Genomic DNA, 25,045 nt, shown 5'->3' with positions numbered 1-25,045 from the left:
GATTCACGTATCGTGAGCAGCACAGGGTTGAACCAGACACTGCTCCCTTCGCCCTGATTCGTTCGCATCAGCTTATTGTCGGTCCGAGTCTTTTTGCTGGCGCCACCGTACCCATTCATCGTAGATGATCAGGATGGCTCCGAATGTGATCGACATGTCTGCAACATTGAATGCCGGATAGTACCAGCCACGCCAGTGCAGCAACAGAAAGTCGATGACATGTCCAAGCAGAATCCGATCAATCAGATTACCAATCGCTCCGGCCAGTATCAGCGTTAACGCCAAGACAAAGCGCGTCTGATCCTGGTAGCGTCGAATCATCCAGCTGATCACGATGATAGCAATTACTGCAATGCTCGCGAGCAACCAGCGCTGCCAGCCGGATCCGCCTGCCAGAAAACTGAATGCTGCACCAGTGTTGTAGACCAGTGTCAGGTCGAAAACGGGAAGAACAGGGATGCGCTCTGCAAAGTCAAATGTCAGTTCAACCCACCACTTGGTCACCTGATCCAGAATGACAATCAGTGCAGCCAGACCCAGCCACCTAGCCACCCGAGGCCTCGGCCAGGTTTGACACGCAGCGAGCGCAGATATCCGGATGGTTTGCATCACTGCCTACATCCGCTACGTAGTGCCAGCAGCGCGCGCACTTGGTGTGTTCGCTTGCGCGAGCGAGCACCCGGATCTCATCGCCCGGACCGCTGACTACTGTTGCACTCGATACAATCAAGACAAACTTTAGCTGATCACCCACGCTATTCAGGATCTCTGCGTCAACTGGTCCGCACTCTATCTGGATCTCGGCCTGCAGCGATGCGCCGATCTTGCCGTCCGTGCGCAATACCTCGAGGTCTTTCTGTACCTGTGCGCGGATTTCTCTCACCCTGGACCACTTGCTGTTCAGATCCTGTGCATTGTCGAGTGCAGGCATAGTGTGGTAGCACTGCGCGAAGATGGTCTTCTGGGACGGAACATCTTCAACGTTGAGGACGCCTTCCTGCTGCAGCACTTGCCAGGCCTCCTCAGCGGTGAAGGAAAGAATGGGCGCCATCAGCTTGAGCAGTGATTGTGTAATATGAAAGATCGCAGTCTGTGCGCTACGGCGAGCGTGGCTTGAAGGTGCGCTGGTGTAGAGGCGATCTTTGAGGACATCGAGGTAGAACGCTCCAAGGTCCTCCGAGCAGAAGTGCTGCAGTCGTGAGACCGCAGGATGGAAGTCATACTGTTCGTAATGGGCCAGGACTTCCTGCTGCATGGATTGAGTCATGGCGATCGCATAACGATCGATCTCGAGCAGATCCGGTGCCGGGATGCTGTGCTGAGTGGCCTTGAAGTCCGACAGGTTGGCCAGCAGAAACCGCAGAGTGTTGCGGATTCGACGATAGCCCTCGACTACACGTTTCAGAATTTCCTTGGAGATCGACAGTTCACCTGCATAGTCGGTGCTGCCGACCCACAGCCTGAGGATCTCCGCACCCAGTGCGTCAGAGACTTCCTGCGGTGCAACGACATTGCCAACAGACTTGCTCATCTTGCGGCCATGCCCGTCCACCACGAAACCATGCGTGAGCAGGCCTTTGTAAGGGGCGCGTCCGTAAAGCATGCATCCGGTTAGCAGGGACGAATGAAACCAGCCGCGGTGCTGATCTGAGCCTTCAAGGTAAAGATCGGCAGGCCATTGCAGCAGTTCCCCGTGAGAGCCATCCTGGGCATTCTCAGGGCCACCGATTACGGTCGAATGGGTTGATCCGGAGTCAAACCAGACATCAAGGGTGTCGCGGTTTTTTTCGTAATGTCTGGCTTCGTCACCCAGCAAATCGGTCGTGTCCATGTTCTGCCAGGCTTCAATGCCGTCCTTTTCAACCCGTTTGGCAACCTCTTCAAGCAGGCGCGGCGTATCTGGGTGCAGATCACCCGTTTCCTTGTGAACAAAAAACGCCATCGGGACGCCCCACTGGCGCTGACGCGACAGTGTCCAGTCGGGACGATTCGCGATCATGTTGTGCAGGCGAGCGCGGCCCCATGACGGGTAGAAGGCTGTTTCGTCAATGGCCTTGAGAGCGCTTTCGCGCAAGGTGTCGCCGCCTTCATTCGGGGTGATATCCATGCCAGCAAACCACTGGCTGGTTGCCCGGTAGATCACGGGCGTTTTGTGTCGCCAGCAATGCATATAGCTGTGCTGATGAGGCTCATGTTTAATCAGTGTCCCAGCTTGTTCGAGTGCCTTGACGATCGCCGGATTGGCCTTCCAGATCAGTTGCCCACCAAAAAGCGGCAAGCTTTCAGCGTAGTGACCATCGCCCATGACCGGATTCAGGATGTCCTTATCCTGCATGCCATGGGCTTTGCAAGAAACGAAGTCCTCAACACCATAAGAGGGTGCCGAGTGAACCACGCCCGTTCCAGTGTCTGTAGTAACGTAATCGCCCAGGTAGACAGGTGACGTGCGGTCGTATCCCGCGTGCAGTTGTGCGAGAGGGTGACGGAACTGAAGTCCTTCGAGGTCAGATCCATTGCAGGTTGCAATGATCTCGCCCGCAAGACCCCATTCCTGCAGACAAGGTTCGACCCGCTCCCTGGCGAGGATCAGGTGCTCGCCGCTTGCGTGACTCTGGTTCAGACGGACCAGTGCATAGACGACTTCAGGGTGGAGGTTTAGTGCCTGGTTCGACGGAATTGTCCACGGGGTGGTGGTCCAGATGACGATTGCACCGCTGGAAACGGATGGCACCCCGAAAGCACTCGCTACGGCCTGTGGATCTGCAAATGGAAACGCAACGTCAATTGCCGGATCAGTCCTGTCCGCGTATTCGACTTCCGCCTCGGCCAGTGCAGAGCCGCAGTCAAAGCACCAGTTCACAGGCTTCAGTCCACGAAACACGTATCCCTTCTCAAGAATGCGCCCAAGTACCCGGATTTCGTTGGCTTCGTTCTTGAAGTTCATCGTGAGATAGGGGTTGTCCCACTGTCCCAGCACACCGAGTCGTTTGAAATCGTGTTTCTGGCTCTCGATCTGCTCGTAGGCGTAGGCGCGTGCTTTGGACTGCACCTCGGCGACAGGCAGGGATTTGCCAAACTTCTTTTCGATCTGGATCTCGATCGGCATGCCGTGACAGTCCCATCCAGGAACATAATGGGCATCATAGCCAGCCATGTTCCGGCTCTTGACGATGATGTCCTTCAGGATCTTGTTGACTGCGTGTCCGATATGAATAGATCCATTCGCATACGGAGGCCCGTCGTGCAGGATGAACTTGGGTCGACCGTCGCTGGCCTGCCGAATGGCCTTGTAAATGCCATTCTCTTCCCATTGCGATACCCATTGCGGTTCGCGTTGCGGCAGGTTACCGCGCATTGGAAAGGTGGTGTCAGTCAGATTCAGCGTAGTTTTGTAGTCCATTTTGCGCAAAGTAGTTGACCGCGTGCTGCCTGTCTTGCTGCATGGCCGCGGTCAGAGTGGGAAGATCCGGGAATTTTGCTTCATCCCGCACGTGTTGCAGGATGTCGATCTCTACGAGTTTACCGTAGGCATCGACATTTGCATCGATCAGATGGGTCTCTAGTAGAACGTCCTTGCTGTTGGTCACCGTCGGGCGTACGCCCAGACTCGCGATGCCAGGCATGGCATTGGGGCCCAGACCGCGGACCTGAACCACGTAAATGCCGAACCGGATTGCGCAGTTGGACGGTACCCGCACGTTCATTGTCGGAAAACCAAGTGTACGGCCGAGTTTCTGTCCGTGCAGGACGTGGCCACTGATCTGGTAAGGCCGGCCGATCAGATTGCTGGCTGCGCTCATGTCAGCGCAGGCCAGCGCCAGCCTGAGGTTGGAGCTCGACACACGATCGCCTGACTCATCGCGTACGTCCTGAAGAATCTCAAAGTCGAAATCGTATTGTTCACTGGCCTCACGCAGCGTACTGGTGTTGCCGGCACGCGAATGGCCGTAGCGAAAGTCTGCACCGACAATCAGCCAGCGGACGTTGAGTTGCTTGATCAGCAGATCTCGCACGAAAGCATCGGGACTCATCCTGGCCATCGCCTGGTTGAATCTCAGAAGCGCGATTTGTTCGATGCCTGCCCGAGCCAGACCCTGAATGCGGTCGCGTAATCCGTTGATGCGCAATGGTGCGATCTCGGGCTTTCCAAGTAATTTCGCAAAATACGACTTGGGGTGCGGCTCAAACGTCATCGCACTGGGAATCAGAGAACGTTGTTCGGCTGCCTGCACAGCCTTGGCAAGCATAGCCTGGTGGCCGCGATGGACGCCATCAAAGTTCCCGATGGTCAGTGCACAAGGGGGCAGGGGATGGGGGCAAGGTAGGTGCCGGATGATGCGAATCGGTTTCATGTCGAGCGTAAGTTTACAATCTGGCGCATTCAACTACTGTCTAAATCCTCGTTTGCATGCAACCTGCTTCTGAAATTTGTCGTTTTGTGGTGCTGATTTCCGGTCAGGGCACCAATTTGCGCGAGATTGTGCGCTCGTGCCGAGAGCACAATGTGCCGGCCGAGTTTGTCAGGGTCATTTCGAATCAGGCAGATGCGCCAGGTCTGCAATGGGCAAGAGAGCAGGGAATAGAGACTGCTGTTCTGTCGCACAGGGATTTTGCCAGCCGTGAAGCTTTTGATGCTGCTCTGGCTGAATTGATTCAGGAGAGCATGCCGGAATATGTCATTCTGGCAGGGTTTATGCGAATCCTTACTGAAGGGTTTGTCAGACAGTTCGAGAGTCGGATGGTTAACATTCATCCTTCTCTGTTGCCAGCGTTCACAGGGCTACATTCCCATGCGCGCGCAATTGAAAGTGGTGTAGGCTGGCACGGGTGCACGGTTCACTTTGTTACGGCCGAGCTTGACCATGGGCCGATCATTGCGCAGGCCGCGCTTGAAATCGAACCGCAGGATACGCCCGATTCACTTGCCAGGCGAGTTCAATTGCTAGAGCACCGGCTCTATCCGCAGGTTATCGAATGGCTTGCGCGGGGCCGCGTCAGTCTTGACCAGCACAACAAAGTCCATGTCCGGGGCGTTGAGCACCGGCATATCAAGGGGTATCAAGCGTGAAATCAGATCGTGCAAGCCGTAACCCGTCTCGGTCCAGATCAGGGCAAGGACTGGCTGACCGGTTCACCAGAGCCCGGCGCACGCCAGGCTCTGGTGGCGTAGCATCCGCACCGGTGGCCACGCCAGACCGCCAGACGAGGTCGACTGTGTCGCCGGGTTCATCCACATCGCCCACTTCTGCATCACATCATCGTCAGAGCATCAAGACCGGTGAGCAATCGCCCCCGCACGTGCGCAACAGAACCGTCATGTCGGAAAACCTGGGGCGGCTTCAACAGGTGGCAAGCGTCCGGACGGTGCGTCGAAATCGCATGTTGACAGGAAGAGTGGTTCCAGGCCCGGCTCCAGAGACGTTGAAAAATCGACCGTCAATTTGCGCATCGGTCGTCCCCAGCAAGTGGCCAGTTTGCTGGAAGATATTTTTCAATGGCGTCATCCCGCTGATCAATGTGTTTCATACTATTTCAGGCAGCACCGCCACCTTGGTGGGCGGGATCGGGCCGAGATTGCTCAGGCTGTGTTTGATGTGCTGAGGCACTTGCGCCGCTATCGCCGCGATGCGCAAAGTGGACCAGGCCCGTTGAACCTCTGCCTGGCCTGGCGTGGTTTGAGTGCAACACTACCTGACGCTTCTCAGACACTGGGCGCAGATGCTCCGATGCAAGAGTGGGTCAAACGCTGTGAACAGATCGATGAGCAATCACTACCATTCGAAGTCCGGTTCAGCCTGCCTGACTGGCTCGCACAGCGAATTCAGGCGATGCCTGAACCGGACAGCCTAGCCCGTTCGTTCTTGCGAAGTGCGGCGATCGATCTTCGGGTCAACACTGTCAAGGCGGATCGCGATAGTGCACTGACTCAGGTACGCGAGATGCTGACGCAGTCCTCGCGTCATGGCTTTGATGCAAAGGCAACCCCTTATTCAGATGTCGGAATTAGGCTCAAAGGTCATCCACCTATTCAGCGCTGGGCCCTGTTTGAGCAAGGCGTGCTGGAAGTCCAGGATGAAGGGTCGCAGTTACTTGCGAAACTGGTTGATCCGAAACGGCAGGAAATGGTGATCGACTTTTGCGCGGGCGCGGGGGGCAAGACATTGGCGCTTGGTGCGATGATGCGTTCGACTGGCCGTCTGTATGCATTCGATGTGTCGGCGCCCAGGCTGGCCCGTGCGAAGCCCCGGTTCGCGCGTAGTGGTCTGAGTAACATTCATCCGGTTGTGATCCGCCCCGAAGGCGATGATCGAGTCCGTCGTCTGGCAGGCAAGGCCCATCGGGTGCTGATCGATGCGCCCTGCACAGGTCTTGGCACGCTGCGCCGTAACCCGGACCTGAAGTGGCGCCAGAGCGCCGATGAGCTCGACAGGTTGCAGATCGAACAAGCGCTGATTCTCGAGCAAGCCAGTATCTGCGTTCGACCGGGCGGACGTCTGGTTTATGCGACCTGCAGTGTGCTGGCCGAAGAGAACGAAGCCCAGGTGGTGCGTTTTCTGGAGAGTCATCCGGAATTCACCCTGATTGATGCGCGTGCGTTGCTTGCGGCGGAGCTGACCGAAGGCGGGCACAGTGCAGTTGATGACCAGGGTATGGTGCGTTTCAGGCCGGACTGGCATGGGACAGATGGATTTTTTGCGGCTGTCATGCAGCGGCAAGGTAGCCTGGCCTGATGGGCCGTTGCAGGCGTAGGAAGGTGAGACGGCAGGTGAGGCGGCAGGTGTTGAAATGTGAACACTTGCCCGCGCATTCCCCTTGCTAGTCCGACTGGTTCGCGTGCGAACCTTTAGGCGAAGCCGACCGGAGAGGAGGGGGTCAGGCGGTCGGTCTGGTTATGGGTGACCCTGGGCCATTTGCCTTGGCGACTGTTTTGCGGGCATGCTCTTGGGTTTCCTGAGCGTCGACATAGGCACGCACTGTCTCAAGCGTTACGCTGGCACAGCGGATTTGTCTGCCCACGTTGTCATGAGTCCAGTCACAGCAAGACTGGCGGTCGTACGCATGCCTTGTTTCAATGCCAGGCCTGCCGGCATCAGACATCACTCATTGCGGGCACCGTGATGCAGGGTACCAAGTTGCCATTGACCACCTGGTTTCTGGCCATTTGCCTGATCAGTCAGGCCAGGACGGATCTTTCAGTACTGGCGCTCAAACGCCATCTGGGCGTGAGCTACCCGACAGGCTGGCTCATGCATCACAATCTGAGGCGTGCCATGGCTCAGAGGGAGAGACGCTATACCCTCGAAGGGCAAGTGCAACTGGATGATGCCTATCCAGGTGGTGAGCGCAGCGGCAAAGCCTGCGTCGGCTCGATCTGGCGTTTCAAACCTTCTTTCGTCGCGTCAAGGCTGGACAAACGCCGGGTTACCCGCAGTGCAAGAGTTTATTGTCATGGAAGTTCCCGCTATTGCTATCTAACCGGTAACTTCCCGCTATTTCTTTGATTCACAGCAATAACATCAGGAAATTCGTTCTATCGAAAATTCAACTTGTCGGCTACACTCGGATTTGTTTTTACACCCTAGCAGGACACTGATACCTATATGGACGCACTTCTTTCATTTGCCGCGGGCGGTTTGACCCAAGCCTCCTGGTGGGAAATCGTCATTTACACGTTGGTGGTGACACACATCACAATCGTGGGAGTGACTCTCTACCTGCATCGCTCACAGGCGCACAGGGGACTCGACTTGCACCCTGTCGTGTCACATTTTTTCCGGTTCTGGCTCTGGATGACCACCGGCATGGTGACCAAAGAGTGGGTTGCCATTCACCGCAAGCACCACGCTCGCTGTGAACGTGAAGGCGATCCTCATTCTCCGATGATTTACGGCATCGAGCGTGTGCTGTTCCGTGGAGCGGAGCTTTATCGCGAGGAATCCGCCAAATCCGACACGCTGAAAAAGTTTGGTCACGGTACACCAAACGACTGGCTTGAGAAGAACATCTACTCACGTTACAGCGTGGGCGGCATTTTGCTGATGCTGGCGATAGATGTTGCATTGTTTGGCGCGATCGGTCTGACCGTCTGGGCGATCCAGATGGCCTGGATTCCCTTCTGGGCGGCAGGTGTGGTCAATGGGATTGGTCACTATTGGGGGTACCGCAACTTTGCTAGTCCGGACACCAGCACCAATGTGTTTCCAATCGGCTTGCTGATCGGTGGCGAAGAGTTGCACAATAATCACCACGCTTACGGTACATCGGCGAAGTTCTCAAGCCGCTGGTTCGAGATCGATATCGGGTGGACGTACATCCTGATTCTGCGTACGCTAGGACTGGCCAAAGTTCGCAAGGTTGCGCCCAAGCTCAAGCTTGAGGATGGTGGCAAGACAGGCGTCGATCTGCGTACCCTCCAGGGTGTGATTGCGCACCGCTATGAAATTCTTGCCCGCTACACGGGACTGATGAAGCGGGCGTGCCTGGAAGAGGTGTCGCGCATCAGCAACAAGGATGAGTCAGTGGTCAACGTTGATGCGATCAAGTCGGCGGTTCACTGGCTGGGTCGTGGAGAAGAGACGCTGGCACCTGCTGAACGCGAGCGCATCAATCAGGCGCTTTCTCAGACCGAATCACTGTCGGTGATGGTTCAGATGCGCCAGGAACTGGTCAAACTCTGGGAAAGCTCCAGTGCCAGCAGCGAACAGTTGCTACACGACCTGCAATCATGGTGTCACCGTGCCCAGCAAAGTGGCATTGAAAGCCTCCAGGAGTTTGCAATCAGATTGCGCCGCTATGCGGCATGATTGAGCAGCTCAATCCCTATCAGAGCCAGGCTGTCACGCATGAAGATGGTCATGCTCTGATTCTTGCAGGGGCCGGTAGTGGCAAGACGCGAGTTCTGACAACACGCATTGTGTGGCTGATTCAGCAAAAGCTGATCAGTCCACATGCCATTCTGGCGGTCACATTTACCAACAAGGCTGCGCGCGAAATGAAGTCGCGCATCGCTGCCATGCTGCCTATCAATGTGGGTGGCATGTGGGTGGGGACTTTCCACGGACTGTGCAACCGGTTGCTCAGAGCACACTACCGGGACGCGAATCTTCCACAGACTTTTCAGATTCTTGACAATACCGACCAGCTCGCCGCAATCAAGCGTATCTTGAAAGCGGGAAACTTCGATGAAAGCAAGTTTCCTCCGAGGGATGTCCTGCGGTTCATTGCCTCTCGCAAGGAGGAGGGCTTGCGGCCCGATGCCGTACAGGCCCAGGACCCGTATTCGCTGCGCATGGTCGAGATTTACCGCTTGTACGAAGCGCAGTGCCAGCGTGAGGGCGTGGTTGACTTTGCAGAGCTTTTGCTGCGTTGTCTTGAGTTGCTCGAGCGCAATCCGGTCATCAGTCAGCACTACCAGCAGCGTTTTCAGCATATTCTGGTTGATGAGTTTCAGGATACGAACCGTCTGCAATACCGCTGGTTGCAGTGCCTGGCCGGGCCCAGGAGCTTTATGTTTGCAGTGGGTGATGACGATCAGTCCATCTACGCGTTTCGCGGCGCACGAGTCGGCAACATGGTTGACTTCGAACGTGACTATGCAAAAGGTCACGTCATCCGGCTCGAGCAGAACTATCGTTCTTATGGCCATATCCTCAATGCGGCCAATGCCTTGATCGCCAACAATACCGAGAGGCTGGGCAAGAACCTCTGGACCGAACAAGGTGAGGGTGAACAGATCCGGGTGATGGAGCTGGCATCCGACCATGAGGAAGCTCAATGGGTTGTCGACGAGGTCAGGGCGCTGATTCGTGATGGCATGTCCAGGTCCGATATCGCCATTCTGTATCGAAGCAATGCCCAGTCCCGGGTGCTTGAACACGCACTTTTCACATCGGGTATCCCTTATCGAGTGTACGGCGGGTTGCGATTTTTTGAACGTCAGGAAATCAAGCATGCACTGGCTTATCTTCGCCTGACAGCCAGCCTGGATGATGACAACTCTTTTTTGCGGGTTGTGAACTTTCCTGCGCGCGGCATCGGTGCACGCACGCTGGAGAACCTGACCGACCAGGCGCGGACATACAGTACTCCGCTGGCTCAGGCCGTTGCCCGGGTGGCAGGCAAGGCCGGCAGTTCATTGGTTCAGTTTTGTGGTCTGATCCAGCGCCTCACGGAGGCCTCTAGAACATTGCCGCTGTCCGAACTTGTTGACGAGATGATCGAAGTCAGCGGATTGAGAGCCTACTACCAGACGCAGCGTGACGGTTCTGAACGTTTAGAGAACCTGGAAGAACTGGTGACGGCCGCCAAGGTTTTTGAGATTGAGCAATCCTTTAGTGGCTTGCCGGCGGGACTGACTCCCCGGCAGATCAATCAAAACTCACCTGATCCCTTCGAACAGGCCCCGGCCATCGGGCAGGCTGATGGCGTGGATGAAGCTCTGAGCCCCCTGGTTGCCTTTCTGGCACACGCATCGCTTGAGTCGGGTGATGCCCAGGCTGACGATGGTACGCAGGCGGTTCAGTTAATGACGGTTCATTCGGCCAAGGGGCTCGAGTTTGATGCCGTCTTTCTGACTGGACTGGAGGACGGATTGTTTCCTCACGAGAACAGCATTCACGAACGCGATGGTCTTCAGGAGGAACGGCGGTTGATGTATGTGGCGATGACCCGTGCGAGAGAACGTCTGTATATGACGCTTGCTCAAAGCCGCATGCTGCATGGGCAGGTCCGGTACAGCCGTGCTTCGCGCTTTGTTGAGGAAGTCCCACCAGAACATCTCAAATGGTTGTCAGCCCGGGCTGCGGACAATGTGTGGCTGGACCTTGCACCCATGTCCACGGCGACGAGTGGTCGAAGAAGCTCATCTGGTGCTGGATTTTCTCAAGGACCGGGCGCCACAACGACGATGGCGAGAGGCGTAGAGGTCGGTGGAGTTCAGTACCGTGCCGGTCTTCAGGTCAGTCACCCCCGGTTTGGAGAGGGAACGGTGCTGACGGTGTCGGGTGCGGGACTTGACGCACAGGCCCAGATCAACTTTGCCGATGTCGGGGTCAAAACGCTCGCTTTGGGGATTGCCAAACTGACAGTATTGTCCTGACTGTCCGGCAATCTGCCGACTTTCCGGGCGCGGGAGCAACGCTTGGCGCCCGGAGTCTATGACAAGACTATCTCTTGCGTTTGATTCGCCCGGAGTCGATGGTCTGCAGGATTTTTCGGGAAACTGCCGCAATGATTCTGATGTTTCTGGTAATGGTGTTCGTACATGCTTTGCTACCGCTTCTGGGCGCCTGGTTGACCAGGTCGCGTAGTGGCGTAGTGCTCGGAGGCGTTGTCGCTGCCATCGTAGGACTGGTCTCGGCAACACCTATCCTGATGGGAGCCGGAGTTGCAGGGCTGCTGCTTGGCATGTGGAGCGGATTTTCCTGGCTTAAACGACAGGAGAGCAAGAAAAGAGCAGGCGCTAGATAACGCCTCCCTTACTCTGCACTCTAATCGGCTGCCTGGCTGTATTTTGCTTCGAGCTCTTCAATCTCTTGCGACACTTCAAGCCACTGCTCTTCCAGAACCTCATGGTCTCGAGTAAGTTGCCCGTGATCCTTCAGGGTTTGCTGACGCAGGTTGCTGTCAGCAGATTCGTAGAAGGTGGGGTCCTGCATCTGCTGATCGATCTTTTCTAATCTCGAAGCCAGTGCCTGCATCTGTGTCTCGATCTTCGTCAGGCGTGACTGCAATGGTTTGCGAAGGCTCGATAACTGCTGCCTTAGTTGGGCTTGTTCGCGTTTTTGCTGCTTGCGGTCGCCCTGAGCTTGCGATCCATCCTCAGCCTGAGCGGATGCATCGGTCGATGTCTCCGTTGAGGCGCCGGAGCGACTCAGTGTGTGTTGGCGATAATCCTCCAGATCACCATCAAATTGTGTCACCTGGCCATCACCAACAATCCAGAACTGATCAACACTGGTTCGTAGCAAATGGCGATCATGTGAGACCAGGAGCAAGCTGCCCTCGTACTCCGCCAGCGCTGTCGTCAAAGCCTCTCTCGTTTGAACATCCAGGTGGTTGGTCGGTTCGTCCAGAACGAGCAGATTGGGTCGATGCCAGACGATCAGCGCCAGAGCCAGCCGGGCCTTCTCTCCGCCTGAGAATGGTCCGACTACATCCATGACTTTTTCCCCGGTAAATCCGAAGCGAGCCAGGTAATTCCTCAGCTCCTGCTCTCGCGTCTGGGGTGCAATCCGCTTAAGATGCAGCAGGGCACTGGCATGTGAATCCAGTATGTCCATCTGTTGCTGGGCAAAGTAACCAATGACCAGGCCTTTACCTTCAATTCTCTCACCTGCAAATGGATCGAGTTCGGCTGCAATAATCTTGACCAGAGTGGATTTTCCGGCCCCATTGACACCGAGAATGCCTATACGACTGCCAGCCTCGATTCGCAGACCGATTGAGCGCAGAATCGTGTGTGGTGAGCCGTCGACCAGATAGCCGGCATCGATGTCCTTCAATCTGAGCAGCAGATTTGGCGCGTGCTCGGGTTCCGGGATATGAATGCCGATATCAGTTTCAGTTTGCAGTGGAGCCAGTGTCTGCATCCTTGCGAGTGCTTTGACTCGGCTTTGCGCCTGTTTGGCTTTGGATGCTTTGGCCTTGAATCGGTCAATGAACTGCTGCAGGCGAGCAGATTCCCGCGCCTGACGTTCGATTGCCAGACTGGTCTGACGCAGCTTCTCAGCCCTTTGGGTCAGAAAGGACTGATAGTCCCCGCGATAGCGTTCGATACGCTTATGTTCGATGTGCAGAATGACATTGCAGACCGCATCGATAAACTCGACATCGTGCGAAATAATGATGACGGTACCCGCATAGGCTGTGAGCCAGCGCTCAAGCCAGAGCATGGCGTCAAGGTCCAGGTGATTGGTGGGTTCGTCCAGTAGCAGAAGGTCTGAGGGTGCCATCAACGCGCGGGCCAGACTGATCCGCATTTGCCATCCACCCGAGAACGAACCGACCGGATTGAGCCATTGATCGGGTTTGAAGCCCAGTCCGGAGAGCAGGGACTCTGCGCGAGAGTTCGCCTGCCAGGCGCCAGCGTCGATCAGGCGTGTCTCCAGCTCCGCGATGGCTTGACCATCTTTGGCTTGTTCGCGTGCAGCCTGCAACTGTCGTAGTGTTCTGTCCCCGTCTATGACGTATTCACGGGCAGGCCGCTCGAGATCCTCGATCGTCTGTTCTACCCATGCCATGTTCCAGGTGACAGGGATGTCAACATTTCCCTGGTCCAGATCGAGCTGCCCACGAAATGCGGCAAATAGCGACGACTTGCCGCTGCCGTTGCGCCCGATCAGGCCGACTCGCTCGCCCGGATGCACGACAAATTCGGCATCCTGTATCAGAATCTTGGTACCGCGACGTAGGGTTAGTGCGTTTGCTTTGATCACTTTATCAGGTCATTTCCAGCGAGTAGCATGATCTGGTCATCAGCTGCCTCAGTTTGCAGCCAGGTCGGATTCAGGTCCGGAAACGCGCTTTCGAAGTGCGCCTTCTCATGTCCTATCTCCAGGATCAGGTGGCCTGTCGGACTGATCCGGCTTTGAATCTGTTCAATCAACCGGGCAACGAGTTGCATGCCATCCTGTCCACCTGTCAGCGCGAGTTCGGGTTCATGCTGAAACTCCGCGGGTAACGCTGTCATGGAGGTACTGTTGACGTAGGGGGGATTGCACAGAATCAGGTCGCACGTGTTGTCCGGTGCCAGCGCTTCGATCATGTCAGTCTGTACCAGTGTGATCCGGTCGGTCAGTCCGTAGAGTGCGATATTTTGAGCCGCGACTGCCAGTGCGCGTTCCGAGATGTCGGTTGCGAGGACTTCTGCGTGCGGAAACCGGAGCGCGGCCAGAATGGCCAGACAGCCTGATCCGGTGCATGCGTCGACGATTCTTCCTGGTTCAGGCCGATCGTCTAGCCATGGAGAAAAGCCTTCCTGAATCAGCTCGGATACGGGCGAACGCGGAATCAAGACATCCTCGTTGACGATGAAACGCAACCCCGAGAGCCATGCTTCACCGAGAATGTAAGCCGCTGGAATCTGATCCCGGCAGCGCCGGTCAAGTACATGGTAAAGGCGGTGCCGCTCTTGCGGGAGCACCCTGGCATCGAGAAACGGTTCGAGCTCGTCCACCGGCAAATCAAGCGTTCGCAGTACCAGAAACACGCTCTCATCCCAGGCGTTGTCGGTGCCCTGTCCATAGACGACACCAGACTTCTCCAGACGGGACACCCCGAAGCGGATCCAGTCGCGGACAGTACCCAGGTGTTCGATCGCTTCCTGTTGCAGGTTCACGCGCGGTCCTTCAGAAGCAGCGATTCAAGTGTGCGAAGATAGATGTTCTTGAGAGGCTCAAGTTCACTGATTGCAAGACGTTCGTTGATCTGGTGAATCGTCGCATTGAGCGGACCAAACTCCACCACCTGCGGACAGATCCGTGCGATGAATCGACCGTCTGACGTACCGCCTGTGGTGGACAGTTCTGCTGCGACACCGGTTTCAGCAGCAATGGCTCGAGTCAGTGCTTCGCTCAGTTCTGCTCTGGGAGTCAGGAAAGGCAGTCCGCTGATCGACCATTCGATCCGGTATTCGATCAGGTGCGATTTCAGGATGGACTCGACCCGCGACTGTAGTGACTCGGGTGAGCATTCCGTTGAGAACCGGAAGTTGAAATCAATGACCACTTCACCCGGGATGACGTTGCTTGCACCAGTGCCGCCGTGAATGTTCGAGATCTGGAAGCTCGTGGCAGGGAAGTACTCATTGCCGCGATCCCATACCTCTGTGATCAATGCCTGCAATGCTGGCGTGGCGTCATGAATCGGGTTGCGAGCCTGCTGTGGATAGGCAATGTGGCCTTGCTTGCCGATAACGGTCAGTTTGCCTGACATCGAACCACGGCGACCATTCTTGATGGTGTCACCAAGCTGACTGACCGACGTGGGTTCACCCACAATGCAGTAGTCGAGCTGCTCCCCACGGCTCTTGAGCGCCTCGCACACTTTGACGGTCCCGTGCACAGCTGGCCCTTCCTCATCGGAGGTGATCAGTAGTGCGATGGAGCCGGGGTGATCCGGATGCGCATCCACGAACTCGCGGGCAGCCACAACAAACGCGGCAATTGAACTTTTCATGTCGGATGCGCCACGACCACAGATGTATCCGTCCACTTCGACCGGATCGAACGGGTCGTGGTCCCAACGATCCAGTGGACCAGTCGGTACGACGTCTGTATGACCAGCGAAGACCACCAAGGGACCAGTGTCACCCTTTCTGGCCCAGAGATTGGTCACTCCCCCTGCTGCGATGGTTTCTCCACCAAATCCCGCCGGACCAAGGTGCTCCATCAGAAGCGACTGGCATCCAGCGTCCTCTGGTGTAACTGAAGGTCTGGCAATCAGGTCCTTGACCAGTTCAAGTACGCGCGTTTGCTGCATAGGGGCCTCAGGCGCGAAGCAGTTCGTTGATGCTGGTCTTGGCGCGCGTCTGCGCGTCAACGCGTTTGACGATCACCGCGCAGGCCAGACTGTGGGAGCCATCTTCGGCCGGCAATGATCCGGGTACAACGACTGAACCCGAGGGCACGCGGCCATAGGTAATCTTGCCCGTTTCACGATCAAAGATGCGGGTGCTCTGGGACAGGAACACGCCCATGGCCAGAACCGAGTTCTCTTCAACGACCACGCCTTCTACCACTTCGGAGCGAGCACCAATAAAGCAGTTGTCTTCAATGATGGTCGGGTTGGCTTGTAGTGGCTCGAGCACACCACCAATGCCGACTCCGCCCGAAAGGTGTACGTTCTTGCCAATCTGTGCGCAGCTACCGACGGTCGCCCAGGTGTCAACCATGGTGCCCTCATCAACGTAGGCCCCGATGTTGACGTATGAGGGCATCAGTACCACGTTACGTCCGATGAACGATCCGCGGCGCGCGACAGCAGGGGGAACGACTCTGTAGCCACCTGCGTGAAAGGCATTGATGCCATAACCGGCAAACTTGAGCGGCACTTTGTCGAAAAACTGCATCGGGGCCTGGCCCATGACCTCATTGTCAGAAATGCGGAATGAAAGCAGTACGGCTTTCTTGAGCCACTGATGCACGACCCACTCTTCGTCGATTTTCTCGGCAACGCGCAGCGTGCCTTGGTCCAGCGCGTCCAATGCATGCTCGATGGCCTCGCGAATATGAGGTTCGACGGTCTGGGTGCTGATGCTTGCGCGGTCTTCCCAGGCATGTTCGATCGTCTTTTGCAGGTCAAGGGTCATGGTGTTTGTTCCGTCAGTATGGGTCAGTCGGTGGATAAAAAAGCAAAAATGATGGCCAGGACACGCGCACAAGTCCTTTGCGATCATTCCCGGTGTTTCAAGAGTATTGCTCTTTGTACCGGAGTCTGATTGATGTGGTTGCGCGATGCGTGCCTTGCAGTTGGCAGATGGTCTGCAGCAACTCGTCTGTTGCCGACCTGAAGTTTAGCCAATTGAGCAGCCTGTTGCTTGAAATTACCTCGTTTTTTGCTGTTGCTCGGGTTGAAATAGCGCTGGCTGGGCCGTGTATTCCATTCTGTGGAAGACAAGGTGTCAGTGGCCGATCGCAATGAATGGATGATGGTTGAGCGCTGCTACGTGTGCTGTCAGTGTGATGCGTGTGCTCCATGCAAGGGCTGCTTGTGCCGCTTGCTTTCACGCGGATTCGAGTTGGTAGTGCTCTGGCCGAACCACGCTGTCGGCCGGTGATCAGCCAGGAGAGAAGTCCTGTTTGCGTGAAATCCCGTGCCCTCACGTCGGCACAGGACTCCGTAGCCGATCCGGTCAGTCAGCGAGATTTCGCCTCTGATTTCACGAAAGTGGCGATTCGGTGAGCCGCTTCGACGCACTCCTCGAGCGGAGCGACCAGCGCGATCCGGATACGACCAGCACCTGGGTTCACACCACCAGACTCTCTGCTTACGTAGCTTCCAGGCAGCACGCGAACCGCCTGCTGGTCCAGCAGGTCATGGGTGAAGCGCATGTCGTCTGCGCGGGTGCCTGCCCACAGATAGAACGATGCCTCGGGTCTGGTCACATCGAGAACCGGCTCAAGAATGGGTAAAACCGCATCGAACTTTGCGCGATATGCATCTCGGTTGGCCACGACGTGTGCCTCGTCATTCCAGGCAGCCAGGCTCGCGGCCGTGACCAGGCCAGACATGGCGCTTCCGTGGTAGGTGCGGTAGAGCAGAAACCTGGAAATGATCGATGCGTCACCGGTCACAAAGCCTGATCGCAGTCCTGGCAGGTTCGACCGCTTTGACAGACTGGAAAAAACCACTAGCCGGGAAAAGTCCTTCCGGCCGAGCTGCCAGGCTGCCTGCAGAGCGCCCAGAGGCGCTGCATTCTCGTCCAGATAGATTTCGCTGTAGCATTCATCGGAAGCGATCACAAATCCGTAACGATCAGAAAGCTCGAACAGCAGCTTCCATTCTTCGATCGGCATGACGCTGCCGGCTGGATTCCCGGGGCTGCAGGTATACACGAGTTGTGTGTGCATCCAGACGTCATCAGGCACTGAACGCCAGTCAGGCAGAAAACGTGTTTCCTCAGGTGTATTGATGAAATAAGGTTTGGCCCCTGCAAGCAGCGCCGCTCCTTCATAGATCTGATAAAAAGGGTTTGGACACACGACACGTGCATCCGGACTGGCAGGGTCGATCACTGTCTGGGCGAAGGCAAACAGCGCCTCGCGCGAACCAAGCACCGGCAGTATCTGTGTTTCGGGATCCGGGGTGTCGATGCCGTAACGGCGTCCTAGCCAGGCGCTGATTGCCTGCCGCAGGGCCGGGTCACCCTTGGTGGGAGGGTAGCCTGACAGTCCTTCGAGTGCGCCGACCAGCGCTTGACGCGCAAGTTCGGGTGCGGCGTGCTTGGGCTCACCGATTGACAGGTCAATCAGGCGCAGGCCAGTTTCCTGCGGCCGAGCGGTTGCGAGCAAAGCACGAAGCTTCTCGAAGGGATAGGGCTGAAGGAGTTCGAGGCGTGGATTCATGGTTTTTATTTTACCTAAATGCGCGGTACATCTGGCCTTCAGCAAAAGGTCGATGTGAGGGCCGGACCCGGTTGTTCGAAGCAGGTGTCGTGTGTGCGTTACAATCCCAAATCACGCGAAGGTGGCGAAATTGGTAGACGCACCAGGTTTAGGTCCTGACGCCCTCACGGGTGTGCGGGTTCGAGTCCCGCCCTTCGCACCATTTTTCCTGACAACAACATGAGCAGCCGGGTGATCCGGCACTCGTATAGATCCAATCGGTGGTTATTCCTATGCAACCTGAGGTTGAAACTCTGACAGGCCTTGAGCGCCGAATCGAAGTATCCGTCGCGATGGCGGACGTTGAAAAGCAAGTCGGCGAAGAGCTCAAACGCGTGGCCCGGACAGCCAAGGTGGCAGGGTTCCGGCCGGGCAAGGTGCCAATGTCGATGCTGCAACGCTCGCATGGTCCCAGCATCCGCTACGACGTGATCAATCAGCAGGTCGGTCAGGCGCTCGAGACCGCGCTTGAAAGCACAGGCCTGCGAGTCGCTGGCCAGCCCCGACTTGACCCCAAGACAGAGGGTGTGTCTGAGGGCACTATGGCTTTCACTGCAACGTTTGAGGTCTACCCTGAAATTGAACTGCCGGAAATGTCCGCGCTTGAGGTCAAGCGTTGTGCTTGTGAAGTCAGTGATGAAGCAATCGACAAGACGGTGCAGATTTTGCGTGAACAACGTGCTGAATACATTGCTGAAGAAGGTCGTGCTGCGCAGGATGGCGATCAGGTGAAAGTCGACTTCGTCGGCAAGATCGACGGCGTTGCGTTCGAGGGTGGTTCGGCAGAGGATTTCTCCTTTCTGATCGGCAAAGGCCGTATGCTGGCCGAGTTCGAAGAGGCTGTGAGTGGTTTGAAGGCGGGCGACTCCAAGACCTTTCCGCTGACTTTCCCTGAGGACTATCAGGGCAAGGAAGTCGCTGGAAAGACCGCCGAGTTCACGGTTACCGTCAAGGAAGTTTCCCGTCCCGAGTTGCCCGAAATCAACGCCGAGTTCGCCAAGACGCTTGGTCAGGCTGAGGGTGATGTCGAGAAGCTGATGGCTGACATCCGCCAGAATATCGAGCGTGAAGTGACAGCACGTGTGAGCGCGCGCACCAAGGGTAGCGTGATGCAGGCACTGGTCGATGCTGCCACTTTTGATGTGCCCAAGGCACTCGTAGACGGTGAAATCGAGAACCGGGTAAAGGCTGCGCGAGAAGAACTCAAGCAGCGTGGCATGCCCAATGTAGACGATCTCCCGATTCCTCCCGAAACTTTCTCCGAGGAGGCAACCCGCCGCGTCAAGCTCGGACTGATAATTGCGGAGCTGATCGACAAGGCGCAACTGCAAGCCAAACCCGAACAGGTTCGTGCCAAGATTGAGTCGTTTGCGCAGAATTACGAGCATCCGGCTGAGGTGGTCAGCTACTACCTTACCGATCGCCAGCGTCGCGCCGAAATCGAGGCAGTCGTGCTTGAAGACAATGTCGTAGAGCATGTCCTGAATTCAGCGAAAGTCACCGATGATTCAGTCTCGTTCGATGAGATCATGGGTACCTCAGGTGATGTAAACGCCTGAGTTGGTTAACCGTTTGCCGGAGGAGCCAGAGTGTCTCCGGCAATCTGTCATCGACAGATCATTGACTGGTGGACTGGCCGGGTCGCTTAGCTGAAGCCGGCTGTTGTCCACGGGTAAGCTTCAAGCAAGTGGTGAGCAGTAATTTTGCGTGATCTCTGGCTGACAAGGCCGCGTTTCAGGCCAACTTGTCCAGGTCGCGTTGATCGGACCTTTTCGTCCGGTTCAAGGGTCTTTTTCCCGAGGACCGGTCGACAAGGTCGTCATGGAGTCCATCAGAATCATGAGCACGAACATTGAGATGAATCGGTTTGCCGATTTTTATGCCAGTATGAATGGCGCTTCGTCTGTCACGCCGACCAGTCTCGGGTATATCCCGATGGTGGTCGAGCAGTCTGGGCGGGGAGAGCGATCGTATGACATTTACTCGCGCCTGCTCAAGGAGCGTGTCGTGTTTCTGGTTGGTCCGGTTCAGGATCAGTCTGCCAACCTGGTGGTTGCACAGTTGCTGTTTCTGGAGTCCGAGAATCCTGATAAGGATATCTCCCTGTACATCAACTCACCGGGTGGGTCGGTGTACGCTGGCATGGCAATGTACGACACCATGCAGTTCATCAAACCGGATGTATCAACCCTTTGTACGGGTCTGGCAGCGAGCATGGGTGCGTTCTTGCTGGCGGCAGGCGCCAAAGGCAAGCGATACGCCTTGCCCAATTCCCGTATCATGATTCATCAGCCTTCTGGTGGTGCACAGGGTCAGGCGTCGGATATCCAGATCCAGGCGCGCGAGATTCTCGATCTCAGGGAGCGCCTCAATAACATCCTGGCCGAGAAAACCGGTCAACCGATCGAGCGCATTGAACTCGATACGGAGCGCGACAATTTTATGTCGGCCGAGTCCGCGGTCACGTACGGCATCATTGACAAGATGCTGACAAGTCGTGCCGACACCGTCTGAATTTTTATTTGAGTAGCATAAGATGGCTGACAAGAAATCCACTACCTCTTCCAAATCCTTGCATTGTTCATTCTGCAACAAATCGCAGAATGAAGTTCGCAAGCTGATTGCTGGGCCTTCTGTATACATTTGTGATGAGTGTGTGGATCTCTGCAAAGATATTATCCGGGAAGAGATTGAGGCGACCACACGCGAATCCGTTCGCACCGAGTTGCCCACCCCCGCTCAGATCAAAGCGTTTCTTGACCAGTACGTGATCGGTCAGGATTCACCCAAGCGTGTGCTTGCTGTCGCTGTCTACAATCATTACAAGCGCCTGCGTCATGGGGCAGATCTCAAGGGCGATGAGGTCGAACTGAGCAAGAGCAATATTCTGCTGATCGGCCCGACTGGCTCTGGCAAGACGTTGCTGGCGCAGACTCTCGCCCGGCAACTCGACGTTCCGTTCGTGATGGCCGACGCGACGACTCTGACTGAGGCCGGATATGTTGGCGAGGATGTCGAGAACATTATTCAGAAGCTGCTGGCTAACTGCAATTATGACGTCGAGAAGGCTCAGCGCGCGATTGTCTACATTGATGAAATCGACAAGATTTCACGTAAAGCCGATAACCCGTCAATTACCCGGGATGTATCTGGGGAAGGTGTTCAGCAGGCGTTGCTCAAGTTGATCGAGGGGACTGTTGCATCGGTTCCGCCGCAAGGTGGTCGTAAACATCCGAATCAGGATTTTGTGCAGGTCGACTCCACCAACATCCTGTTCATCGTCGGCGGTGCCTTTGATGGGCTGGAAAAGGTGATTCTGGATCGCACTGAAAGATCTGGAATCGGTTTTGGGGCCTCCGTTGCCGCCAGAAGTGAGAAGCGGGCCGGCGAGGCGTTTACATCGGTCGAGCCCGAAGACCTCGTGAAGTTTGGTCTGATTCCTGAGCTGGTCGGACGCTTGCCAGTGATCGCAACCTTGCAGGAACTGACCGAGGATACGTTGGTCAAAGTGTTAACTGAGCCCAAGAATTCGCTGGTTCGTCAGTTTCAGAAATTGTTCGAAATGGAAGGGGTGGAGCTAGAAATCCGCCCACAGGCTCTGCATGCCATTGCCCGCAAGGCTATTCTCAGAAAAACTGGTGCCCGAGGATTGCGCTCCATACTGGAGTCGACACTTCTCGACACAATGTATGAGATTCCTTCCCAGGACAATGTCAGTCGAGTGGTGTTGGACGAGAACGCCATCGAAGGTCAAGCTGAGCCACTGCTGGTTTATCAGGAAGACGAAGCGGAAGGACAAGACAAGTCTTCCGGTCGTTCTAAAGCGCGAAATGCTGCTGCCTGAGCTTGATTTTTAGGCTATTGTCCCAATATCACTAACTATGTTAGCGAAGGTCTCCTGATTGGATCAGGGGACCGATTTGAAGAGGACAAGCAAATGTCAGGTCAACCCATTCTCCCCGCCGAGCGCATTTCACTGCCTCTGTTGCCGCTGCGCGATGTCGTTGTGTTTCCACACATGGTGATCCCACTGTTTGTGGGGCGGCCGCGCTCGATTCGCGCGCTCGAAGCAGCGATGGAAGGGGACAAGAGCATCATGCTCGCCGCCCAGAAGTCTGCGACGAAAGACGATCCGACACCTGACGACGTGTACGAGATTGGTAGTCTCGCCACCATTCTGCAGATGTTGAAGCTCCCTGATGGTACCGTCAAGGTGTTGGTGGAAGGCTCACAGCGCGCTCGGATTCTTTCAATCGAGGAGGCTGAGGAGCACTTCAGCGCAGATGTTATGCCCATGCAGCCAGACGAAGCCAAAGGATCGGAAATCGAGGCCTTGCGTCGTGCGATCGTCGGTCAGTTTGAGACGTACGTCAAGCTCAACAAAAAAATCCCGCCAGAAATCCTGACTACCCTGTCGGGTATAGACAGCCCGGGACGGCTGGCTGACACGATCGCAGCCCATCTGCCACTGAAACTCGAGCAAAAGCAGAGCATGCTTGAGGTCACTGACACCGCAGAGCGTCTGGAGGCGTTACTCGCACAACTCGAGACCGAGATCGATATTCTCCAGGTCGAGAAGCGTATTCGCGGCCGGGTCAAGAAGCAAATGGAGAAGAGTCAGCGTGACTACTATCTGAATGAGCAAGTCAAGGCGATTCAGAAAGAACTCGGTGAAGGCGAAGAAGGTGCTGATATCGAAGAGCTCGAGCGTCGAATCGAAGCTGCCGGGCTCAGCAAGGAAGCGCGCAAGAAAGTTGATGCCGAACTGAAAAAGCTCAAGCTCATGTCACCGATGTCGGCCGAGGCAACGGTGGTCCGTAACTACATCGACACGGTTATCGGTTTGCCATGGCGCAAGAAGAGCAAGATCAATCACTCGATCCCGCATGCGCAAGAGGTGCTTGACGATGATCACCATGGTCTTGAGAAAGTCAAGGAGCGTATCGTCGAGTATCTGGCTGTGCAACAGCGAGTCGACAAGGTCAAGGCTCCCATCTTGTGTCTTGTCGGCCCACCGGGAGTCGGCAAGACTTCCCTGGGTCAGAGCATTGCCAAAGCCACCAATCGTAAATTCATCCGGATGGCACTTGGTGGTGTACGGGATGAAGCAGAGATTCGTGGGCATAGACGGACCTATATCGGTTCCATGCCTGGCAAGATTCTCCAGAACATGAACAAGGTCGGTGTGCGCAATCCATTGTTCCTGCTTGACGAGATCGACAAGCTTGGCATGGATTTTAGAGGTGACCCTGCTTCTGCATTGCTCGAAGTGCTGGATCCCGAGCAGAATCACACTTTCCAGGATCACTACGTTGAGGTGGATTTTGATCTGTCGGACGTCATGTTTGTGGCGACCAGTAACACCTTGAACATCCCGCCTGCGTTGCTGGACAGGATGGAAGTGATCCGTCTGTCCGGTTATACCGAAGACGAGAAGATTCACATTGCCAAAGATCACCTTTTGCCTAAGCTGATGAAGAACAACGGGCTCAAGGAAGGCGAGTTAACTGTTCAGGACGATGCCTTGCAGGACATGGTTCGTTACTACACCCGGGAAGCCGGTGTACGTTCACTTGAACGTGAAATCAGCAAAATCTGTCGTAAAGTGGTTAAGCAACTTGTGTCCAAGCTTCCTCAGGGTGTCAGTGCTGCACAGACTCGCAGAGCAGCAAAGTCGCAGACGACTCAGACAATTGTTGTATCAAGCGAGAACCTGGGGGAGTACCTGGGTGTGCGTCGATACAGTTACGGCATGGCGGAGAAAGACAACCAGATCGGACAGGTCACCGGACTGGCATGGACCGAAGTCGGTGGTGATCTGTTGACTATCGAAGTCGCCGACATGCCGGGTAAGGGCAACATCCTTCGTACGGGATCACTCGGTGATGTGATGAAAGAGTCGGTCGAGGCGGCGCGTAGTGTTGTCAGGGCGCGTGCCAGTCGGTTGGGTATTGCTAATACGGTGCTTGAGAAGCGTGATATGCACGTGCACGTGCCAGAAGGGGCCACACCCAAAGATGGTCCGTCTGCGGGGATTGCAATCACGACTGCGATTGTGTCAGCGCTGACCCGGATTCCAGTGCGTGCCGACGTAGCCATGACAGGTGAGATCACCCTTAGAGGCGAAGTGCTCGCGATCGGTGGGTTGAAAGAAAAATTGCTGGCGGCTCGTCGAGGTGGCATCAAGACTGTTCTGATTCCCGAAGAGAACGTGAAGGATCTTGCTGAGATTCCGGATAACGTTAAGAATCATCTCGAGATCATTCCTGTCAAATGGATCGACAAGGTGCTCGAAGTTGCGCTTGAGCGCAAGCCGGAACCTCTTTCTGAAACCTCAGTAGAGGAAGCTGTTGTGAGCAAACAGGCATCATCTGATGTCACAAGCAATCCGGTGATCAAACACTGATCACTACCGGCTTGAGGGGATGCGATCCTGCATCCCCTCAAGCCGGACAAATGAACTGGCTGCTCGGTGTTATTTTTGTGGCAGCACGTTTACTATCTACTCATTCCGATATCTGACCTCCGATCGCACCCATGGCCGAAGAAGTTCAGTCCGTCCGTCTTGACAAGTGGCTCTGGGCCGCACGTTTTTTCAAGTCGCGATCGCTGGCGACGGATGCGATTGAGCTTGGACGCGTGCATGTTAATGGTAGTCGGGTTAAACCAGCCAGAAGCATCAAAGTCGGCGAAAAAGTTCAGGTTCAGCGAGGACATGAGCGGTTGGAGGTGTTTGTACGTTTTCTGAGTGATGTGAGACGTTCTGCCTCGCTTGCTCAGTTGCTCTATGATGAAACGCTTGAAAGCCGCGCAGCCCGTGAGGAAGCATCTGAGCGAAGGAAGCTTTTCTCGGAGCCTGCTCAAGGCATCCGCAAGGGGCGTCCCACAAAACGCGACAGGCGGCAGATTGAGCGCTTTGCAAAGGACGATTGACTGTGCCT

General features: G+C 55.8%; 18 protein-coding genes, 1 tRNA gene and 1 pseudogene. 12 read left to right on the top strand and 8 right to left on the bottom strand.

From position 1 onward, the window contains the following. Window positions 1-72: 72 nt before the first annotated feature. Genes lspA through DBV39_RS06095 form a run of 3 tightly spaced genes read right to left on the bottom strand, consistent with a single transcriptional unit; the run spans window position 73 to window position 4,352 of the window. Window positions 73-609, bottom strand: coding sequence for a signal peptidase II (gene lspA, locus DBV39_RS06105; protein ID WP_108620777.1), 537 nt, complete (start codon window positions 607-609; stop codon window positions 73-75). Further along, entirely contained in the window at window positions 545-3,400 is a 2,856-nt protein-coding gene (gene ileS / locus DBV39_RS06100; protein ID WP_108620776.1) for an isoleucine--tRNA ligase, read from the bottom strand. Before ileS ends, lspA begins: the two co-directional genes overlap by 65 nt. Further along, window positions 3,369-4,352 (bottom strand): bifunctional riboflavin kinase/FAD synthetase, encoded by a 984-nt coding sequence (locus tag DBV39_RS06095; RefSeq protein ID WP_108620775.1) that lies wholly within the window; start codon window positions 4,350-4,352, stop codon window positions 3,369-3,371. Before DBV39_RS06095 ends, ileS begins: the two co-directional genes overlap by 32 nt. Window positions 4,353-4,408: 56 nt before the next feature. Here DBV39_RS06095 and purN point away from each other — a divergent pair, with 56 nt between their 5' ends. The 6 genes and pseudogenes from purN (at window position 4,409) to DBV39_RS06065 (ending at window position 11,469) form a co-directional block, all read left to right on the top strand. Beyond that, entirely contained in the window at window positions 4,409-5,068 is a 660-nt protein-coding gene (gene purN / locus DBV39_RS06090) for a phosphoribosylglycinamide formyltransferase (RefSeq protein ID WP_108620774.1), read from the top strand. Window positions 5,069-5,441: 373 nt separating this feature from the next. Beyond that, complete coding sequence (locus DBV39_RS06085; RefSeq protein ID WP_227870838.1) at window positions 5,442-6,731, top strand: RsmB/NOP family class I SAM-dependent RNA methyltransferase; 1,290 nt, start codon at window positions 5,442-5,444, stop codon at window positions 6,729-6,731. A gap of 240 nt (window positions 6,732-6,971) precedes the next feature. After that, a pseudogene (locus DBV39_RS06080) lies at window positions 6,972-7,403 on the top strand (transposase); the annotation flags it as partial. Between the two features lie 198 nt (window positions 7,404-7,601). Beyond that, complete coding sequence (locus tag DBV39_RS06075; RefSeq protein WP_108620772.1) at window positions 7,602-8,804, top strand: DesA family fatty acid desaturase; 1,203 nt, start codon at window positions 7,602-7,604, stop codon at window positions 8,802-8,804. Then, a complete protein-coding gene (locus DBV39_RS06070; RefSeq protein ID WP_108620771.1) occupies window positions 8,801-11,098 on the top strand; it encodes a UvrD-helicase domain-containing protein in 2,298 nt (765 codons plus the stop codon). The genes DBV39_RS06075 and DBV39_RS06070 overlap by 4 nt, the downstream gene beginning before the upstream one ends. Window positions 11,099-11,229: 131 nt before the next feature. Further along, window positions 11,230-11,469 (top strand): hypothetical protein, encoded by a 240-nt coding sequence (locus tag DBV39_RS06065; RefSeq protein ID WP_159078829.1) that lies wholly within the window; start codon window positions 11,230-11,232, stop codon window positions 11,467-11,469. A 20-nt stretch (window positions 11,470-11,489) separates the two neighbouring features. On the opposite strand, the gene DBV39_RS06060 is transcribed toward DBV39_RS06065, so the two are convergent. The 5 genes from DBV39_RS06060 to dapC all read right to left on the bottom strand — a co-directional run bounded on the left by DBV39_RS06060 (window position 11,490) and on the right by dapC (window position 18,065). Continuing rightward, the gene (locus DBV39_RS06060; protein WP_108620769.1) at window positions 11,490-13,436 is read right to left on the bottom strand and encodes an ABC-F family ATP-binding cassette domain-containing protein; all 1,947 of its coding nucleotides are present in this window, start codon (window positions 13,434-13,436) and stop codon (window positions 11,490-11,492) included. After that, window positions 13,433-14,332 carry a 50S ribosomal protein L3 N(5)-glutamine methyltransferase gene (prmB, locus tag DBV39_RS06055; protein WP_108623131.1) on the bottom strand — a complete coding sequence of 300 codons (900 nt, stop codon included), beginning with the start codon at window positions 14,330-14,332 and terminating at the stop codon, window positions 13,433-13,435. Before prmB ends, DBV39_RS06060 begins: the two co-directional genes overlap by 4 nt. Before the next feature lie 2 nt (window positions 14,333-14,334). Further along, on the bottom strand, window positions 14,335-15,480 hold the full coding sequence (dapE, locus tag DBV39_RS06050) for a succinyl-diaminopimelate desuccinylase (RefSeq protein WP_108620768.1): 1,146 nt from the start codon (window positions 15,478-15,480) through the stop codon (window positions 14,335-14,337). 7 nt (window positions 15,481-15,487) lie between these two features. Next, window positions 15,488-16,309, bottom strand: a complete 822-nt coding sequence (gene dapD / locus DBV39_RS06045; RefSeq protein ID WP_108620767.1) for a 2,3,4,5-tetrahydropyridine-2,6-dicarboxylate N-succinyltransferase — start codon at window positions 16,307-16,309, stop codon at window positions 15,488-15,490. Window positions 16,310-16,856: 547 nt separating this feature from the next. Next, window positions 16,857-18,065, bottom strand: coding sequence for a succinyldiaminopimelate transaminase (gene dapC, locus DBV39_RS06040; RefSeq protein WP_108620766.1), 1,209 nt, complete (start codon window positions 18,063-18,065; stop codon window positions 16,857-16,859). Window positions 18,066-18,180: 115 nt separating this feature from the next. Between dapC and DBV39_RS06035 the strand changes: the two genes are divergently transcribed. The 6 genes from DBV39_RS06035 (at window position 18,181) to DBV39_RS06010 (ending at window position 25,037) form a co-directional block, all read left to right on the top strand. Next, window positions 18,181-18,267 (top strand) — tRNA-Leu (locus DBV39_RS06035). Window positions 18,268-18,337: 70 nt separating this feature from the next. Then, window positions 18,338-19,663, top strand: coding sequence for a trigger factor (gene tig, locus DBV39_RS06030; RefSeq protein ID WP_108620765.1), 1,326 nt, complete (start codon window positions 18,338-18,340; stop codon window positions 19,661-19,663). Between the two features lie 298 nt (window positions 19,664-19,961). Beyond that, entirely contained in the window at window positions 19,962-20,618 is a 657-nt protein-coding gene (gene clpP, locus DBV39_RS06025; protein ID WP_108623130.1) for an ATP-dependent Clp endopeptidase proteolytic subunit ClpP, read from the top strand. Between the two features lie 22 nt (window positions 20,619-20,640). Continuing rightward, window positions 20,641-21,948 (top strand): ATP-dependent Clp protease ATP-binding subunit ClpX, encoded by a 1,308-nt coding sequence (clpX, locus tag DBV39_RS06020; protein ID WP_108620764.1) that lies wholly within the window; start codon window positions 20,641-20,643, stop codon window positions 21,946-21,948. Window positions 21,949-22,041: 93 nt separating this feature from the next. Further along, the gene (lon, locus tag DBV39_RS06015) at window positions 22,042-24,510 is read left to right on the top strand and encodes an endopeptidase La (protein ID WP_108620763.1); all 2,469 of its coding nucleotides are present in this window, start codon (window positions 22,042-22,044) and stop codon (window positions 24,508-24,510) included. Between the two features lie 131 nt (window positions 24,511-24,641). After that, the gene (locus DBV39_RS06010) at window positions 24,642-25,037 is read left to right on the top strand and encodes an RNA-binding S4 domain-containing protein (protein WP_108620762.1); all 396 of its coding nucleotides are present in this window, start codon (window positions 24,642-24,644) and stop codon (window positions 25,035-25,037) included. Window positions 25,038-25,045: the final 8 nt, after the last annotated feature.

Origin of the sequence: Orrella marina, from assembly GCF_003058465.1 — a bacterium.
In the GTDB taxonomy this organism is placed as follows: Bacteria; Pseudomonadota; Gammaproteobacteria; order Burkholderiales; family Burkholderiaceae_B; genus Algicoccus; species Algicoccus marinus.
This window is presented reverse-complemented; position numbering and strand designations above follow the sequence as displayed.